Annotated in this window: 17 protein-coding genes and 1 pseudogene; 3 read left to right on the forward strand and 15 right to left on the reverse strand. The window is 68.7% G+C overall.

Annotated features, from left to right (window positions below; all coding sequences use genetic code 11):
* The first annotated feature begins 4 nt into the window (after positions 1-4).
* The 3 genes and pseudogenes from AB1824_08175 (at position 5) to selD (ending at position 4,295) form a co-directional block, all read left to right on the forward strand.
* Positions 5-1,075, forward strand: coding sequence for a hypothetical protein (locus AB1824_08175; protein MEW5764942.1), 1,071 nt, complete (start codon positions 5-7; stop codon positions 1,073-1,075).
* The gene (locus AB1824_08180; protein ID MEW5764943.1) at positions 1,072-3,222 is read left to right on the forward strand and encodes a PEGA domain-containing protein; all 2,151 of its coding nucleotides are present in this window, start codon (positions 1,072-1,074) and stop codon (positions 3,220-3,222) included. Before AB1824_08175 ends, AB1824_08180 begins: the two co-directional genes overlap by 4 nt.
* Before the next feature lie 92 nt (positions 3,223-3,314).
* Positions 3,315-4,295: pseudogene (gene selD / locus AB1824_08185) on the forward strand (selenide, water dikinase SelD).
* 3 nt (positions 4,296-4,298) lie between these two features.
* On the opposite strand, the gene AB1824_08190 reads toward selD, so the two are convergent.
* The 15 genes from AB1824_08190 to AB1824_08260 form a co-directional block, all read right to left on the reverse strand.
* Positions 4,299-5,285 (reverse strand): serine hydrolase, encoded by a 987-nt coding sequence (locus AB1824_08190; GenBank protein ID MEW5764944.1) that lies wholly within the window; start codon positions 5,283-5,285, stop codon positions 4,299-4,301.
* 23 nt (positions 5,286-5,308) lie between these two features.
* Positions 5,309-5,833: an O-acetyl-ADP-ribose deacetylase gene (locus AB1824_08195; protein ID MEW5764945.1), complete on the reverse strand. Its 525-nt coding sequence runs from the start codon at positions 5,831-5,833 to the stop codon at positions 5,309-5,311.
* Position 5,834: 1 nt separating this feature from the next.
* Complete coding sequence (locus AB1824_08200; GenBank protein MEW5764946.1) at positions 5,835-6,296, reverse strand: SRPBCC domain-containing protein; 462 nt, start codon at positions 6,294-6,296, stop codon at positions 5,835-5,837.
* A 70-nt stretch (positions 6,297-6,366) separates the two neighbouring features.
* A complete protein-coding gene (locus AB1824_08205; protein MEW5764947.1) occupies positions 6,367-6,666 on the reverse strand; it encodes a helix-hairpin-helix domain-containing protein in 300 nt (99 codons plus the stop codon).
* Between the two features lie 13 nt (positions 6,667-6,679).
* Entirely contained in the window at positions 6,680-8,680 is a 2,001-nt protein-coding gene (tkt, locus tag AB1824_08210; protein ID MEW5764948.1) for a transketolase, read from the reverse strand.
* Positions 8,681-8,721: 41 nt separating this feature from the next.
* On the reverse strand, positions 8,722-9,099 hold the full coding sequence (locus AB1824_08215; protein ID MEW5764949.1) for a NifB/NifX family molybdenum-iron cluster-binding protein: 378 nt from the start codon (positions 9,097-9,099) through the stop codon (positions 8,722-8,724).
* A 78-nt stretch (positions 9,100-9,177) separates the two neighbouring features.
* Positions 9,178-10,308, reverse strand: coding sequence for a DNA recombination protein RmuC (locus tag AB1824_08220; GenBank protein ID MEW5764950.1), 1,131 nt, complete (start codon positions 10,306-10,308; stop codon positions 9,178-9,180).
* A complete protein-coding gene (locus AB1824_08225; protein ID MEW5764951.1) occupies positions 10,305-10,829 on the reverse strand; it encodes a CvpA family protein in 525 nt (174 codons plus the stop codon). Before AB1824_08225 ends, AB1824_08220 begins: the two co-directional genes overlap by 4 nt.
* Positions 10,830-10,934: 105 nt before the next feature.
* Positions 10,935-11,456, reverse strand: a complete 522-nt coding sequence (locus tag AB1824_08230) for an SRPBCC family protein (protein MEW5764952.1) — start codon at positions 11,454-11,456, stop codon at positions 10,935-10,937.
* 27 nt (positions 11,457-11,483) lie between these two features.
* A complete protein-coding gene (locus AB1824_08235; GenBank protein ID MEW5764953.1) occupies positions 11,484-12,263 on the reverse strand; it encodes a TIGR00282 family metallophosphoesterase in 780 nt (259 codons plus the stop codon).
* Between the two features lie 37 nt (positions 12,264-12,300).
* On the reverse strand, positions 12,301-13,857 hold the full coding sequence (rny, locus tag AB1824_08240; protein ID MEW5764954.1) for a ribonuclease Y: 1,557 nt from the start codon (positions 13,855-13,857) through the stop codon (positions 12,301-12,303).
* 43 nt (positions 13,858-13,900) lie between these two features.
* The gene (locus AB1824_08245) at positions 13,901-14,200 is read right to left on the reverse strand and encodes a cell division protein ZapA (GenBank protein ID MEW5764955.1); all 300 of its coding nucleotides are present in this window, start codon (positions 14,198-14,200) and stop codon (positions 13,901-13,903) included.
* Positions 14,197-14,442: a hypothetical protein gene (locus tag AB1824_08250; GenBank protein ID MEW5764956.1), complete on the reverse strand. Its 246-nt coding sequence runs from the start codon at positions 14,440-14,442 to the stop codon at positions 14,197-14,199. The genes AB1824_08245 and AB1824_08250 overlap by 4 nt, the downstream gene beginning before the upstream one ends.
* Before the next feature lie 9 nt (positions 14,443-14,451).
* Positions 14,452-16,494 (reverse strand): phenylalanine--tRNA ligase subunit beta, encoded by a 2,043-nt coding sequence (gene pheT / locus AB1824_08255; protein ID MEW5764957.1) that lies wholly within the window; start codon positions 16,492-16,494, stop codon positions 14,452-14,454.
* A 7-nt stretch (positions 16,495-16,501) separates the two neighbouring features.
* The coding region (locus tag AB1824_08260; protein MEW5764958.1) for a hypothetical protein at positions 16,502-16,594 on the reverse strand (93 nt) is incomplete at its 5' end.

Here is a 16,594-nt window from a genome sequence, read left to right on the forward strand (position 1 = left end):
CAGCTTGTTCGCTCTACTGCCGGTGCTGGCGGGGGGGACGGTTTCCACCTTTCCCCCGGATCCTTCCTCCCCGGCCCTGCGGGAGCCGGCCGCCACCGCCCGGGCGGCGCTGTTCGGGGGCCGTCCCGACCGCGCCTACCGGATGCTCCTGTCCAATCCGAAGCCGGAGGGCACCTCGGGAGAGGACGCCGAGGTCCTGGCCCGGTGCCTGGTGGCCCTGGATCGACCGCTGGAGGCCGCGGCCCTCCTGGCGAGATTTCCCGGAGAGGACCCTTCTCGCGGGGCACGCTTGAGGGTCCTTCTCGACCGTTCCATGGGCCTGGCCGGCCGCATCAACCTCACGGTCCGCCCCTCGCCGCCGCCGGAGGTCGATCGAAAAACGCTGCGGTCGGCCGTCGCGGCTGCCCCCGCCCCGGACGGGGGAAGCTACCTCCTGACCCGCACCGCGTTCTTGAGCCTGGATTCCAGCGGCAAGGTCACCTCCAGCAGGGCCTTCCCGGGCGGCACGGATCTCTGCCTGGACGAGGCCGGAAAGCCCCTGGCTCTGGGCAAGGGGGTCCTCCTTTGGGGGGATCGGACGATCCCCCTGGACCCATCGTTGGGGGAGCCCACCTCGGCCGTGGCCCTTCCGGAAGGAAACCTGGCCCTCCTGGACTCCCGGGGCAGGCGTCTCCTCAAGGTGGACCCACGCGGGGTCGCTCTGGGAAGCGCCAGGCTCACCTTGAGCGAACCGCAAAGGGTGCGCGCTGACTGGGCCGGGCGCATTTATGTGGCGGACGGGGCATCGGGACGGGTCCACGTCTTCGGCGGAGATCTGGCTCCCCTTTCGGTCATCGATCCCGCGTCCCGAGGCATCCTTCTGCGAAGCCTGAGGGATTTTCACGTGGATTTCGCCGGCAACGTCCTGCTTCTCGACGGTCGGGCGAAGCGCTTGTTCCTTTTCTCCCACGACGGGAAGCTTCTGTGGAGCTCCGTGGAGGACTCGCCGCGGATCCGCTGCGTGGGATGGGACGGCCTCGACGAGATCCTCTTCGTGGAGGACCGGGAAGGTCGCCTGGGGAGGATCGAGCCGTGAAGGCCCGCCTCCTCGCCGCGGTCTTCCTCCTCATGTCGCTGGGCCTCTCGGCGCAGGTCGTGGTGGAGGAAATCGGCACCTTGCAGGACGCCTTCGTCAAGGCGGAGCAGTCCTTTGAAGCCTTTCGCTTCTCGGACGCCGTCAACGAGCTGGCTACCGTGGCGGAGACGCTCTCCCGATGGGAGGGATCCGGCCGACTCACTCCCTCTGACGAGGCGCTGTTTCAGAAGACCCTCGAGCTCCGGGGCGTCTGCTTCTTCAACCTCGGCCGGCTCGACGAAGCGCGCGCGGACTTCTCTCGGCTCGTCCAACTCCGGGCGGACTACCCCTTCTCCCGGAGCCGGGCCCCGAAGGCCGTCCGGTTCTACGAGGAGACCCGGAACCTCCTCACCGGAACGGTGGACCTGGACGTGGATCCTGCCGACAGCCAGGTATTTCTGGATGGAAGGGCGCTCGGGACGGGAGCGGCCCGGTCCATTCCCGTGCTCAAGGGCCTCCACGTGTTCCGCTTCCTGCGTTCGGGATACGACCCGGCCGAACGGGAAGTCAACGTGGAGGTCGGAGGAAGGCAGGCCGTCTCCGTCAGGCTGGTGCCCAACGCCCGGACCATCTTCATCTTCGCTCAACCCCAGGGAGTCCAATTGAGCCTGAACGGGAAGGTGATCGGCAGGGCGGACCGCCCGGCCTCGACCCAGCCCGAGTGGGCCCACTATGCGAAGACGATCCGGACCGACCCCGCCGCCGTCTACGTCATCCCCGCCTTGAACCTGCCCCCCGGAGAGCACACGGTGGTCCTCTCCAAACCCTGCTACGCCCCAAAGACCTTCTTGTTGAACGTGGTCCTGGACCGGGAGAGAAACCTTCCCGGGTACGTCAAGACCGTGGTTCTCGAAAAAAAGACGGTGGACCTCGAAGTCACCTCCCGCCCCACAGGGGCCCAAGTTCTGGTAGATGGGTTGGAGATGGGTACAACCCCTTTTAGGACGAAGGGCTTCTGCATTGGGGAACACGAGTTTCTGGTCCAGAAGCCGGGGGTTGGAGAATTCCGCGCCCGACTGCCGGTGCCCGAAACCGCGGTCTTTCGCCTCGACGCCACCCTGCGGCCCACGCTGGTATGGGTAGGACTCACGCGCACCCATGAGGTTCCGCCGGAAGAACTCGCGGACCTTGCCGGCCTCCTCGACGAAAAGATGGCCGCCCTGGGGCTCTTCAACGTGACCCCGGCCTCCGACGAACGGGATCCCCTCCTCCCCGACACGTTCTTCGTTCCCGGGGTCAGCCCGGAGGTGCGGGCCTCCACGACCGCCCTCTTGTGCGAGCGGTACCGCTGTCAGGGCCTTGTGGTGGCCCGACTCGAGCGGATTCCGGACTCGGAGGAGAGGGTCCTCTCTCTCCGGCTGTTCGCCCCGGGCCTTCCCGGATTCGACGAGTTCACGAGCCGCGCGGCCGATGCGGCCCAGACGCTGGCGGCATTGAGTCTCCTGGACGAGCCCGTGCTGTCCTTCAGGCCGGACCGGATTCTTCCCGTCGGCGAGGCCGCGGGGCGTGGCGGGCCCGTCATTCTGCGGGACCTTTCCGCCTGGGGAGGGCCCGCCCCGGGCGACGGGCTTCTCGGGGTGGACGGAGCCGTGGTCTCCGGAGCGCGGGAGGCCCGGGAGTGGCTCGCGCGGGCCCTGGAACCGGAGATCCGGATCCTCCACGATGGGCGCGAGAGAACGTGGAAGATCGTGCCTTCGGCGTTCACCCGCGTGGTGCCCGACGGACCGGACGCCAGGAAGCGGTTCCTGCTTGCCCGGCAAGCGCTTTTGAGCGCGGAGGGTCCGGCCCAGTCCAGGGCGGCCCGCCTCAACCTGGCCTTCGCCCACCTGAACATGGGCCGGCCGAGCGAGGCGCTCGAATGCCTGGAAGGCTCCCCCGAGTCCCTCGAAGGCTCGCCGGGAGCCTCGGCCGTCGCCTACGCCCGGGCCGTGGCCCTGCTTCACCTGGGCCGGACGGAGGAGGCCAGGCCCTTCCTCCTCGCGGCGGCGGGCGACCGGGACGGTTCGCTGGACGGTCTGGGGGACATGCTCATTCAGCCGCTCGCCGAGGATCTTCTCCGCCAGATCCCTCCACCGGCGGCTCCGATGGCCTCCCCACCCCGACGATGACGCGCGATGCGCACGGAGACGAGATGGCACAGGACAAGCCCGAACCTCGCTTGACGGGCCTCAGCCACGGCGCCGGCTGAGCCTGCAAGCTCGGTCCGACGGACCTGGCGGAGGTTCTCCGCCGGCTGACCCCCATGACGGACCCCAGGCTCCTCACCCCCCCGGGGCACGTGGAGGACGCCGCCGCGTACCTTCTGGACGCGGACCGGGTTCTGCTGTTCACGACGGACTACTTTACGCCCGTCGTGGATGACCCGTTCCTCTTCGGGCAGATCGCCGCCGCCAACGCCTTCTCGGACATTTACGCCATGGGGGGAAGCCCCACCCTCGCCTTGAACCTCCTCAACTTTCCGGCTCGCCGCGAGAACCGGTTCGAGGAGATGGCCGCCATTCTCGGGGGCGGCGCGGATAAAGCCAGAGAAGCCGGCTGCCTGATCGTCGGGGGGCACACGGTGGACGACCCCGAGCCGAAATACGGGCTCGCTGTCCTGGGCATGGCCCACCCCGACCATCTCCTTCGCAAGGGGGGGGCGCGGCCGGGCGATGACCTCTATCTGACCAAGCGCCTCGGAACCGGGATCCTGGCCACGGCCTTCAAGGGAGGGGACATCGGCGAAGAGGCCTACGGGCCCGCGGTGGCCTCCATGGCGACCCTCAACCGGTCGGCCTCGGAGGCGGCCCGCGCGGCCGGGGTCACGGGGGCCACCGACGTGACGGGCTTCGGCCTTCTCGGCCACCTGCTCGAAATGTGCCGGGAGGCGGACCTCTCGGCCCGCCTCTCCTTCGATTCCCTTCCTTTCTTCGAGGGAGTGGAGCGGGAGGCCATGGAGGACAACGTCCCCGGGGGCACCCGGTCCAATCTGGCCATGGTGTCCCCCTTTCTGATTCCATCCGACCGCCTGAAGCCCCATCAGGTCCTCATGGCCGCCGACGCCCAGACGTCCGGCGGCCTCCTGCTCGCGGTGCCCCCGGAGCGCCGGGAGGTCTTCGAGTCGGAGTGCAAATCCAGAGGGCAGGCGTGTTGGAGGGTGGGGCGTTTCGAAGAAGGCCCCCTTCGGATCTCCCTCGCGTAGGGTTCACCCCCCGCGGGGAAGCGCCTCGGGGCCCCGGCTCTTTCCGGCCAGACCTCCCGCACCGATGGCGACCGAACCGGAGCGCCCGTCGGCCCCTCCGGCCTCCCCCAGGAGCCAGGAGCGGGTCCGGCGGGCGTCGCCGAGACGGGAGTCCTTCCCGGCCGCACCGAGAAAAACGAAGGTGAAGGGGCGGTCCCCGATGCGGGCCCTCATCAGAAGGCAATAGCCCGATTCGGCAATGTACCCGGTCTTGGTCAGTCCGATGGACCAGGTCCCGTCGTGAACCAGACCATTTGAGTTGCCAAAAAAGCGGACCCTGCCGGAGGTCCGCGAAATCACCTCCAGTTGGGGGGCCGTGGACATGTCACAGAGGCTCCCGTACCGCCAGGCCGCTTCGGCCAGCCGGAGCAGGTCCCTCGCCGTGGATACGTTGCGCGGATCGAGACCCGTCGGATCCACATACCGGGTGTGCGCCATGCCAAGCTCGGCGGCCTTCCGGTTCATGGCGGCCACGAACGCCGCCGTTCCGCCCGGGTAGGTCCTCGCCAGCGCGTGGGCGGCACGGTTGTCCGAAGCCGTGAGGGCGATACGCAGGAGTTCGCCGCGCGTGAGCACCCATCCGACGGGCAGGTGGGAAGCCGACTGCTTGAGCCGATCCACGTCGCTCTCCTCGATGAGGATCGGCTCCGCGAGGGGAAGGTGGGAATCGAGCAGAACCATGGCGGTCATGATCTTGGTCAGGGAAGCCACGGGTCGCACCCGGTCCGGGTCCTTCTCAAACAAGATGCGGCCCGTGGCCGAGTCGGCCACCAGGGCGCTCTCGGAGCGCAGCCTCAAACGAGAAGGATCCAGGGCCGGCCAGGGCTTGTGAGCCCTGGCCTCCCTCCCCTGAAACCGCGAGGGGAAGAATGCGTCCCGCCGGGCCGGGTCGCCGAGGGCCGCGGGGGCGAGGCAGAAGAGAAGGCCCAGGCAGATTCCTCGGAGCCTCAACAGAGCATCCCTTTCGTCTCCCTCTACAGGGAGAGTCCCATCTCGTCCGCCGTGGCGCGGTACAGGTCGTAGTCGCTCCGGCCGAAGCAGACGAAGACCACGCGTTCGGGCAGGCCGTTCCGGGCGAGGAACTCCGACGTGGTCTCCAGGGCGACCCGGCAGGCCTCGCGGGGAGGATAGCCGTACGCGCCCGTGCTGATGGCGGGGAAGGCCACGGACTTGAGCCCCCGCTCCGCGGCCAGGGTCAGGCAACTGCGGTAACAGGAGGCCAGAGCCTGCTCCTCCCCCTCCCGCCCGCCCCTCCAGACGGGACCCACCGTGTGGAGGACGAACCGGGCCTTGAGGCCGTATCCGCCGGTGATCACCGCCCGGCCCGTTTCGCACCCGCCGAGCCCCCGGCATTCCTCCAGCAGCCCGGGGCCCGCGGCCCGGTGAATGGCCCCGTCCACGCCCCCTCCCCCGAGCAGGGTCGGATTCGCGGCATTGACGACGGCGTCCGTGGTCTGGAGCGTGATGTCCCCCATTTCCACGGTCATACGCGCCGCCATGTCAGGCTTTCTCCAGGGTTTCGCGAAGGCCTTGCAGAGCTCGTCCCCAAGCGATTTCGGTCCAGACCCGCGCCTCCACCCACTCGGGGGAGCGTCCCCATCCGGAGTGGACGAGATGGACTTCCGTGCACTCGGGCCCTCCGGCTTCCCCGCAGGCGTGAAAGGTCACCGTCACGTGGGTCAGCGGATCGCAACCGTTCATGACGTTTCGGAATTGCTTGGGACCCTTCCAGTCGAAGGCGAGGAGCCTCCCGGGCGCGGAGGCCGTGATTCGACACCCGAAGGTGCAGTCGTTTTCGCGGTCGTACGGGTCCCAGAAGAGCTCGAACTTGCCGCCCGCGTAGGGCTGGACCTCGGCGTGGCGGGTCAACCAGGTCTCCAGGAGGTCGTTTTCGGTGAACAGGGCGAAGGCGCGGTCCGGCGGGCACTTCAGGCGCACGACCAGGTGAATCACTTTCGTCACGCCGTCACCTCCCTGCGGGACGGCCCGTCCGTCCCGGCCCCTTAGAATGTGCCTTCCCGCCTCTCTGTCGTCAACCCCGGCCCGCGCCATCCTTCCAGGACCACCATTTGAGGCGTTCGGGGTCTGGATCCGGCTCCGAGGCGAAGTACACGGCGCAGCGAAGGACGTAGAGCATGCATCGGTCCAGGCGGCACCTTCGAATCCCGCACAGCTCCTGGTAGAGGGCCTCGGGGTCCCTGCCGGCGAGATCTTCGGGCGACCGGATCCCCAGATCCAAGAGGTCCTGGGCCACGGAGGGACCGACCCCCGGGATGACCTGCAATCTCTTCAGGGCAGGGCGGTCCTGAGCCCGGGCCGACGGACGGCGCATCGTCGCAGCCTGCCTAGTTCTTCGAAGCGAGGAGGGAAACGGCCCTCTCGGCGATGGCTTCGGGCGTGAGGCCCAGGTGCCGGAACACCTCTTCTCCCGGCGCCGAGGCGCCGAACCGGTCCACTCCGATCACATCCCCTCGGTCCCCGACCACTTCTCGCCACCCGCGGGTCACGCCCGCCTCGGCGGCGAGGCACGGTAGGGAGGGCGGAAGGACCTCCCGCCGGTAGGCCTCGGGTTGGGCGAGAAAGGTCTCCACACAGGGAAGAGAGACCACGCGGGCGCGGATCCCGCGGCGACCGAGAAGGTCCCGGGCGGCCAGGACGGCGTGAACCTCCGATCCCGTCCCGGCCAGCACCACCTGTGGCGCCCCCCCTTCCGCCTCGCGCAGGACGTACCCGCCGCGTTCGAAGCCCGAGGCCATGGGAGCGGACTCGGGATCGAGAACGGGCAGGTTCTGGCGCGTGAGGGCCAGGACCGTGGGACCGGGCCCCCTCAGGGCCATCCGCCAGGCCTGGGCCGTCTCGTTGGCGTCGGCGGGCCGAAGAACCCTCAACCCCGGGATGGCCCTCAGGCTCAGGAGGTGTTCGATGGGCTGGTGGGTGGGGCCGTCCTCGCCGACGCCGATGGAGTCGTGGGTGAAGACGAAGACGGCGTGGGTCCCCATGAGCGCGGCCAGACGCAGGGCCGGGCGGGCGAAGTCGCAGAAGACGAGGAAGGTGGCGCCGTAGGGAAGGACCCCTCCGTGGAGGGCCATTCCGTTGACGGCGGCCCCCATGGCCAGCTCCCGGACTCCGAAGCGGAGGTTTCGTCCCTCGGGGTGGGAGGCCGAGAAGTCCAAGGATCCCTTGAGGAGGGTCTTGGTCGAAGGGGCGAGATCGGCGGATCCCCCCATGAGGGCTGGAACGGCGGCGGCGAGGGCGTTGAGGACGGCGCCCGACGCGGTCCGCGTGGCCTGGGCCCCCTCGCCGGGACGAAAGACAGGTAGGGCGGCCTCCCACCCGTCCGGGAGCGTTCCGGCCAGGCGGGCTTCGAGCTCGGCGGAGGGACCGGGATAGGCCGCCCGGTAGGTCTCCATGGCCGCCCGCCAGACCTCGCGGGACCGGGCACCCCTGCGGAGGGTTTCGCGGCAGTGGGCCGAAACGTCGCCGGGAACGTGAAAGGAGGCATCCTCCGGCCATCCGAGGGCTCGCTTCGTGGACTTCGCCGCTTCCACCCCCAGCGGCTCGCCGTGGGAGGCCGCCGAATCCTGCTTCGGACTTCCGTAGCCGATGTGCGTGCGGACCATGACGAGGGAAGGCTTCCCTCGCTCCTGTCTTGCCGCGGCGATGGCCGATTCGATGGCGCCCAGGTCGTTACCGTCCTCCACCCGAAGGACCTGCCACCCGTAGGCCTCGAAGCGCCGACCCACGTCCTCCGTGAAGGCCAGGTCGGTGGACCCTTCGATGGAGATCCGGTTCGAGTCGTAGAGGTAGACGATTTTGCCCAGGCCGAGCGTGCCCGCCAGGGAGGCGGCTTCGTGAGAGGCGCCCTCCATGAGGTCCCCGTCGGAAACGATGGCGTAGGTGAAGTGGTCCACCACCGTGTGCCCGGGTCGGTTATAGACCGCCGCCAGGTGCGCCTCGGCGATGGCCATCCCCACGCCCATGGCGAAGCCCTGGCCGAGCGGCCCCGTGGTCGCCTCCACCCCGGGGACATGGCCGTACTCGGGGTGCCCCGGCGTGCGGGAGCCCCACTGCCGAAAGCGCTTCAACTCCTCCAGGGGAAGGTCGTACCCGTACAGGTGCAGGAGGGCGTAGAGGAGGGCCGATCCGTGGCCGGCCGATAGGATAAAGCGATCTCGGTCGGGCCAGGCGGGATCGGTAGGGTCATGCTTCAAGAACCGGTCCCACAGGACATAGGCCATGGGGGCGGCGCCGAGCGGCATGCCCGGATGGCCGGACTTGGCCCGCTCCACCTGGTCCACGGAGAGGGTCCGGAGCGTGTTCACACAGAGGGCGTCGACGTCCGTCATGGGGCGGTCTCCTTGGAAAAGGGCGCGACGGGATGGCCCTTTCAATCGGTGCAGGGAACCTGACACCCGCTCGGGTCCGTCGGCCCCTTGGCGGGCTCCACCCCGCCGGCCTCCAGGCGGTCCAGGGCCTCCCGGCAGGTGGCCGAAACGCAGGTGGCGACGTGGACTCCGCTGTTCTGAAGAATCTGGAAAGACTCGCTGCCGATCTCTCCCGTAGCGACCCACGCCACGCCGAGTCCGGCGAGCATTTCGGCGGTCTTGGCGCCGGCGCCGAGGCCGAGGGAGGCGAAGGCCCGGTTGTCGATGATGCGCACGAGGCGCGTGTCCGTGTCGGCCAGGAAGACGTAGTGGGAGCGGCCGAACCGCTTCGATACGGGCCCGTCCAGGCTCTTGTCCATGGAGGTCACGGCGATGCGCAAAGCGGTCCCCCCTATCCAGGCGTTGGCCATTTTAGCGCATGGTCCGAGCCCGAAAAAGGGCGCCGGAAAGTCCAGGATTCAGGATGGGTCCGCGCCCTCGTCCGGCTGGCCGATTTCTCGGGCCTTGCCGAGTCGGTCGGCCAGTTTCTGGAGATCCTGCGCGGCGCGCTCGAAGCCCTTCGACGCGTTTCCGAGGTGCGTGCCCAGCGTCGCGAAGTCGCGCTGGAAGGCCCCCATGTCCCGGTCCAGGGAGCCCAGGAGAGCGAGGACCTCGCGGGCGTTCCGTTCCACGGCGACGGCCCTCAACCCCATGGCCACGGTCTTCAGGTAGGCGGCCATGGTCCCCGGCGAGAGCGGAAGGACGCTCTTCTCGAAAGCCGCCTTCCACAGGTCCTCCTCCTCCGGTCCGCGCGCCACGAAGGCCTCGTAGTAGAGGGCCTCGGAGGGGAGGTACATGAGGGCGAAGGGAAGGGTCCCCTCCCCGGGGCGCACGTACAGGCGGGAGATGTCCTCGATCTTCTTCCGGACGTTCTTCAGGAACTCCCGCCGCGCGCGGGGCCGCTCCTCCTCGGGGGCGTTGACGTACCGGAGGAAATCCTCCACGGGGAACTTGGCGTCGATGGGGAGCAGGCCCCCCTCGAGCCGGACGGCGGCGTCCACCCGCTTCCCGTCGCGGAAAGCGTGCTGGTAGGCAATGCGCTCCTTGGGAAACATGTCCCCGAGAATCATCTCGAGTCCGAGTTCACCCAGCTCGCCGCGCGCTTTGGGCGCCTTGAGCAGGCCCTGGAGTTCGTCGATCTCCTTTCCCAGTTCCACCATGCGAAGCGAGGCCTGGTGGAGCATGCCCATCTTCTCGTTCACCTGGGACAGGGTGGCCTGGGTCCCTTCCATGTGCTTCTGGAGGATGCCGGTCTGGCCTTGCATGGCCTGGCTCTGGCTCGCCATCTGGTCCCTCAGGACCGCCTCCTGGGTCCCGAGGCGCTCCCCAAGGGCCCTCCGGGTTTCGGAAAGCTCCTGCAGGAGGAGTCCCTGCAGATCCGCACCGCGCCGGTCCAGGCCCTCCACACGGAGGCCCAGCTCCGACCGCAGCCGTTCGGTCTCCTCCCGGAGCCGGTCGAGGCGGGACAGGCGCGCGATCAGCAGGACCAGCGCGACGCCGGCGGCCGCCAGCGCCAGGGAGAGGGCGAGGAGAAGCCAGGTGGAAGTCATGCGGGCGCTCCCTGGGGATCAGGAGGGGCGGTCGGAGGCACGGGGGGCCGGGACGGCACGGGCACGTCGGGAAGGAGGACGTCCAGCCCCAGGGCGAGGGAGGAAAGGGTCCGCATCACGGGACCGCTGGAAACGGATTCTCCGAGGCGCGGCGAGATCCCCTTGGCGAAGCGCACCGCGCCGCCCGCAAGGTAGATGGTGATCAGGAGCCCGGCGGCCACTCCGGCCAGCCGGTTCAGGCCGGAAAGGCCCGCCTGCTTCAAGAGGAAGGTCACGAGGACTCCGGCGGCCACGCACGCGCCCAGGATCAAAACGAAACCGGTCAACAGGGCGACGGGATGCCTCGCTCCTTCGGGCAGGAAGGTGAGGAAGCGGGACGCCGGAGGCGCGACGAATCCCGCGTAGAGGTACCCCAGGACGAGGCCCGCCAGTCCGAAGAGCAGGCGCACTACCCCCTTGACGAGGCCCTCCACTACAAGGACCAGCCCCACGACCGCGATCGCCACGTCCCAGCCGGTCACATCCGCACCCCCCGTTGAAGATACCACTTCCGCGGGCCCGCCGGCGCAGGCAGGGACGTTCCAGGGCGTCCCGGCCCCCCGGGAGGGGATTCCCGGCTTACCCTTTCACCGTGCCTCCGGTCCCAGCGAGACTCCGGCCTGCCTCCCGCCCGGCTCCAGCAGGTCCGCCACGACGGCCCTCCGATGAAGGAAGATCCGGCGCAGGCGATCCCGGACGACGGGGTGCGCCAGGCGCCCCGCCCATCCGAGCGGGAGGCGGTAGCGGACGTGGTCCTCCATGAGCGTCCCCCCGTCTTTCTCCGTGAAGGTGTGGACGTGGACCCATTCGGCGTAAGGCCCGCGGATCTGCTCGTCCACGAAGGAGCGGGGGGGGTCCCATTTGGCGATGAGCGTCTTCCACCGGACCGGCACCCCCCACAACCGCAGACGGTACTCGATGAGGGTCCCCGCTCCCATGAAGATGGGCATCTCCGTCCGAATCCGAAACCGGAGCCAGCCGGGCGTCATGGGTTCCAGGTTGGACGCGTCCGCGAACAGGGGAAAGACCTCGGGAGGAGGGAGCGGGAAGCGCTGGAGAGCCACGAGGTGGTGGCTTCCTCCGGCGCGGTAAAAGGTGAGGGAGTCCATGGCCTCCTCCCCTCCGCTGGAATCGAACTAGGCCTTGAGGACGAAACTCTCCAGGTCCCGGCAACGGCCCGTGTCGTCGTCGAGATCCGCGAACAGGCCCCCCAGCCTGGGATCGCCCTTGGCGACGTTGAGGATCCGGGGAATCCCCGTCAGGATGCGCTCGGTGGAGTCCGAAACCTCCATGCCGATGACCGAGGCATAAGGGCCGGTCATGCCAGCGTCCGTCAGATAGCCCGTCCCGCCCGGAAGGATCTCCGCATCCGCCGTGGGCACGTGGGTGTGGCTCCCTACCACCACGCTCGCCCGGCCGTCGAGGTAGAAGCCCATGGCCCGCTTCTCGCTGGTGGCCTCCGCGTGGATGTCCACGAGGATGCAGCGCTCCCCGGCGGGGAGGCCCGCCAGGATCTGGTCGGCCTTGCGAAAGGGACAATCCACCGGGGGCATCAGGACGCGCCCCTGCAGGTTCAGAACCCACAGGGCCCGACCGTCGGCGAGGCCGAGCCGGCAATGGCCGTGCCCCGGAACGGGCGGAGGGTAGTTGGCCGGGCGGAGAAGGTGCTCCTCGTCTCCGAGAAACCCCAGGGCCTCCTTCTTGTCCCAGATGTGATTTCCCGACGTGAGGACCTGGATGCCGAATCCCCTCAGCTCGTCGAAGACCTTTCGCGTGAGGCCGAAGCCTCCGGCGGCGTTCTCGCAGTTGGCCACCACCGCTTCCGGGGCGTACCGCTGGCGCAGGCCGGGCAGAAGGGCCCGGACCGCGTGCCGTCCCGGACGGCCCACGACGTCGCCGATGAAGAGGACTCTCACCCTCCCGGACCTCCTTCATCCCGACGGCTTCCCCGACTCACGTGGCGTACCCCACGTGGCGAGTCTCCCGAACGACCTGCACCTTCACCTGGCCCGTGAACCGAACCTCCCTCTCGATGCGCTCCGCCACGTCCTTGGCGAGCCAGAGGGTGTACTCGTCGTCCACCTGGGCCGCGTCCACGAGCACCAGGATCTCCCGGCCGGCCTTCATGGCGTAGGCCGTCCGGACCCCCTTGAAGCCCCTCACGAGGGCTTCGAGCTGCTCCATGTGCTCCACGTACCGCTCGAGGCCCTGCTTTTGCACGCCGGGCGCCGTCAGGGCGAGGTTCTCCGCCGCCTCCAGGAGATGGGCCTCGGGGAGCATGGACGGATTGTCGGGGTGGAGGTGGGCGATGCAGGCCGCCACCGCGGGAGATTCTCCGAATCGCTTGGCCAGCTGGGCGGCGACGAGGGTCGGGTGGGTGTCGTCGGTGTGCTCCTCGATGTGCCCCACTTCGTGGAGGATCCCGGCGCGCTTCACGACGTCCACGTTGAGCCCAAGGGCCTGGGCCATGTAGGCCGCGATTTTGGCCGTCTCGAGGGAGTGCTCGAGCAGGTTCTGGCCCTGGGACATCCTCAGCCGCATCCGTCCCACGAGCTGGACGAGGTGCTCGTGCATGGCGGGGATTCCCAGGTGGAAGAGGGCGTCCCGCCCGTAACCGACGATGGACTCCTCGAACTTGTCCCGGCACTTCTCGTAGAACTCCTCGATGCGGGCCGGGTGGATCCGGCCGTCCTCCACGAGCGCCTCGAGGGTGGCCTTGGCCAGCTCCCTCCTCCAGGGGTTGTGGCACGCCAGCATGATGATCTCGGGCGTGTCGTCCACGATCACGTCCACGCCCGTCACCCGCTCGAAGGCCCGGATGTTCCGCCCTTCCCGCCCGATGACGCGCCCTTTCATCTCCTCGTTGGGCAGGCGAACCACCGCCACGGCGCCCTCGAGGGGAAGGAAGGGGACGATCTTCTCCACGGCCTGGGTCGTGATGATCCGGGCCAGCGTCTTGGCCCGGTCGCGGGCGTTCTCCTCCACCTTCTTGATGATCCGGGTGGCGTCCTTCCGGGCGTCGTACTCCAGCTGGCGCATCAATTCGGCCTTGGCGTCCGTCGTGGAGAGCCCCGCGATCTCCTCGAGCTTGGACCGCTGGGACTTGAGAAGCGCCTCGGCCTCACGCTTCTCCTTGTCCACGATCTCCTCGCGCTGGGCGAGCTTCTTCTCCCGAGCCGCCAACTCGTTCTGGCGCTCCTTGATCTGGTTCTGCAGGCGGTCGTTCTGCTGCTCCCTCGCGGCCAGTTCGGACTCGAGCTTGGAGAGTTCCTTGCGCTTGGCCTTCCACTCTTTTTCGTGGGCCTGGTCCTTGGCCAGTAGCCGCTCCTTGGCGGCCAGTTCGGCGTCCGCGCGTATCTTCTCCGCCTCCCGCCTGGCTCGGCTCAGGATCAGGGAGGCTTCGGACTGGGCCTGCCGCACCTCGCTCCGGCGCTGCAGGACCACGATGCCTGCCACGATCCCGGCCCCAAGCAGAAAGGCCAGGAGGGAAAGGACGATGGTGAGCGTCACGTCTGCCTCCCCTTCTATTCAGAAAGGGGGACCCGGGGCTGGATCAGCGGAGTGCTTCCTCGAGGACCTCCGAGACCTGCTTGGAGGCGTCCTCCACCCGCTCCTCGTAGGCCTTTCTCGAAGCCTCGATGGCGAGCAGGCGGTCAGCGAGGTTTAGCGCGGCCAGGATGGCGATCTTGGTCATGTCCGTGAGCCGCGTCTCCTTCTGGATCTTGCGCATGGTCTCGTCGACCGTGCCGCCGACCCGTTGCGCCCTCTCCGGCGAACCGTGGACCCTGACCTGAAAGGTCTGGCCCAGGATGTCCAGTTCGACGAGGTGGTCCCCCTGGGGGTTCATGGTCATACCGCCTCGAACTCCTGGAGGAGTTCCTCGACGACCGCCTTCAGTTCCTGGCGCTCCTTCTCGAAGAACCGGACCTGCTGACGGAGCTTCTCGGCCTCGTCCTTCAGGGCCGCGTTCTCCTCCTGGAGCTTGCGGTTGGCGTCCCTGGACTCCCTCAACACCCGGGCCACTTCCCTGGCCCTCTCTTTGAGCCGGTCGAAGAGCTCTGGAGAAAGATCCTTCACGTCGCCTTCGAAAAGCATGGCTGTCTCCTAGCGCAGGACGGCCCCGAAGGCCTCCTGCAGGGCGCCCGCCACCCGGTCGGGCACGGGCGCGACATCCGCGTCGGACAGGGTCCGATCCATGGATTGGAAAACCAGCGAGAAGGTCACCGCCTTCCTCCCCGGTGGAATGCCCTTGCCCTCGTAGGCGTCCACGAAGCGCACCTGGGAGAGCAGCGGCAGGTCCAGGGCCAGGAGGAGGGACTCGACACGGCCCCAGGGGATCCCGGACTCCAGCAGGAAGGTGAAGTCCCTGATGACGGCCGGGAAGCGCGAGAAGGGGTGGAAGGACGGATCCGGAAGGGATTCCCCGAATCCGTCCAGATTCAGTTCCGCGGCGTGGAGCGCCCCGCTCTTGATCCCCACGGCCTCGAGGGCTTCACCAGAGAGCGAACCCAGACGCCCAACGGGACGGCCTTCGCAGAGGACGGTCAGGCGGAGGCCCGGATGGAAGGGCGCCCCCTCCTCCTCGACGAAGGAGACGCGGAAACCCAGCCTGTTCAGGACGGTCTCCACGCGGCCCTTCAGGTGCAGAAGACCGGGGGGCTCCGGCTCGCCCCACCGGACCGGCGGATCGTCCGCGTAGAGGACCGCCGCCGCCCTCGGCCGCTCCCGGAGGCCGTTTTCTCCCTCCAGGTAGACTCGGCCGACCTCGAAGAGGGCGAGACGCCTCTGGCCCCGGGCCCGGTTCCGGGCGACGGCGGCGCACAGGGGGCCCAGGAGGGTCGTCCTCAGGACCGAGGCCTGGGGGCTGAGCGGATTGGCGAGCCCCCTGGCCGGTCCCTCCCCCACGGCGGCCTCCAGCGCGGGATCGGTCATGGACATGTGAACGACCTCGCGAAAACCGGCGGCGGAGAAGGCGTCCCTCAAGCGCTCCTCGAGCAATAGCTCGGCCGGGCGCCCGCCCACGGGATCCACCCTCTGGGGCAGATCGGACGGCAGGTCCGAAAGCCCCCGAATCCGCACCACTTCCTCGATCAGATCCGCTTCGCGGGAGACGTCCACCCGGAAGGATGGCACGGAGACCTCCCAGACGACGCCCGCGAGCTCATCGACCCTCTCCACGCCGAAGCCGAGGCACCGCAGAATCTCCTCGCAGCGCCTGGGGGGGACACGGATCCCCACGAGGGCCTCCAGGCGGGCGTGGCGCAGGCGGACCGGGGGACGAACGGGGGCCTGGGCGGCCACATCCACTCGTCCCTTCGCCAGCTTCCCCCCGCAGATTTCCAGGATCAATCGGGCGCACCGGTCGAGGGCCGTCTCCGGCCCCCGCCAGTCCACGCCCCGCTCGAAGCGGTGGGAGGCGTCGGTGTGGAGGGCCATCCTCTTGCTCGTCCAGCGGACGTTGACGGGATCGAAAACGGCTCCCTCCAGAAGGACGTCCCGTGTAACCGGAGTCACCCCCGTGTCCTCCCCGCCCATGACGCCAGCGAGGGCCACGGGCCTCCTGGCGTCGGCGATCACGAGGTGGTCAACGCCGAGGGTTCTTTCCACGCCGTCCAGCGTCGTGATCTTTTCCCCTTCGACGGCCCGGCGAACCACGATGCGCCGCCCCTCCAGGCGGTCCAGGTCGAAGGCGTGGAGCGGGTGGCCGAGCTCCAGGAGCACGTAGTTCGTGGCGTCCACCACGGCGTTGATGGGCCTCAAGCCGCACTGGAGGAGCCGCTTCTGCATCCACGGCGGGCTCTGCCCCACCCGGGCGCCCACGATCACGCGCGCCGCGTAGCGGGGGCACAGGTCCGGGGCCTCCACCGTGACCGAGGTCAAATCCTGGATGGGTGGACCTTCCTCAGGGCAGTCCGCCGGCGGAGGATTCAGGGGCCGCCCGAAGAGGACCGACGCCTCGCGGGCCAAGCCGAAGGCGTTCATGCAGTCGGGCCGGTTGACCGTGATCCCGAACTCGCACACCGTCTCGCCTTCCGCCGAATCCATCCCCTCCACCTCGCTCCCGGAGAGCGTGAAGGCCTCGGCGGCCACGGCCGGGTCGCCGGGGAGGTCCACATATTCGCCGATCCAGCTCAGGGGGAATCGCATGGGGGCCTCAGAATTGCTCCAGGAAGCGCGCGTCGTTCTCGTAGAAGTGGCGGATGTGGTCGATCCCGTACTTCAGCATGGCCATCCGGTCGATCCCCAA

The organism is Acidobacteriota bacterium, from assembly GCA_040752915.1.
In the GTDB taxonomy this organism is placed as follows: domain Bacteria; phylum Acidobacteriota; class UBA4820; order UBA4820; family DSQY01; genus JBFLVU01.

Coding starts and splice junctions, on each gene's coding strand:
- AB1824_08195 (MEW5764945.1), bottom strand. CDS start 5,833: ATGGCGGCGCGTATGACCGTGGAAATGGGGGACATCACGCTCCAGACC.
- AB1824_08205 (MEW5764947.1), bottom strand. CDS start 6,666: ATGCGCCGTCCGTCGGCCCGGGCTCAGGACCGCCCTGCCCTGAAGAGA.
- tkt (MEW5764948.1), bottom strand. CDS start 8,680: ATGACGGACGTCGACGCCCTCTGTGTGAACACGCTCCGGACCCTCTCC.
- AB1824_08220 (MEW5764950.1), bottom strand. CDS start 10,308: ATGACTTCCACCTGGCTTCTCCTCGCCCTCTCCCTGGCGCTGGCGGCC.
- AB1824_08230 (MEW5764952.1), bottom strand. CDS start 11,456: ATGGACTCCCTCACCTTTTACCGCGCCGGAGGAAGCCACCACCTCGTG.
- AB1824_08245 (MEW5764955.1), bottom strand. CDS start 14,200: ATGACCATGAACCCCCAGGGGGACCACCTCGTCGAACTGGACATCCTG.
- AB1824_08250 (MEW5764956.1), bottom strand. CDS start 14,442: ATGCTTTTCGAAGGCGACGTGAAGGATCTTTCTCCAGAGCTCTTCGAC.
- pheT (MEW5764957.1), bottom strand. CDS start 16,494: ATGCGATTCCCCCTGAGCTGGATCGGCGAATATGTGGACCTCCCCGGC.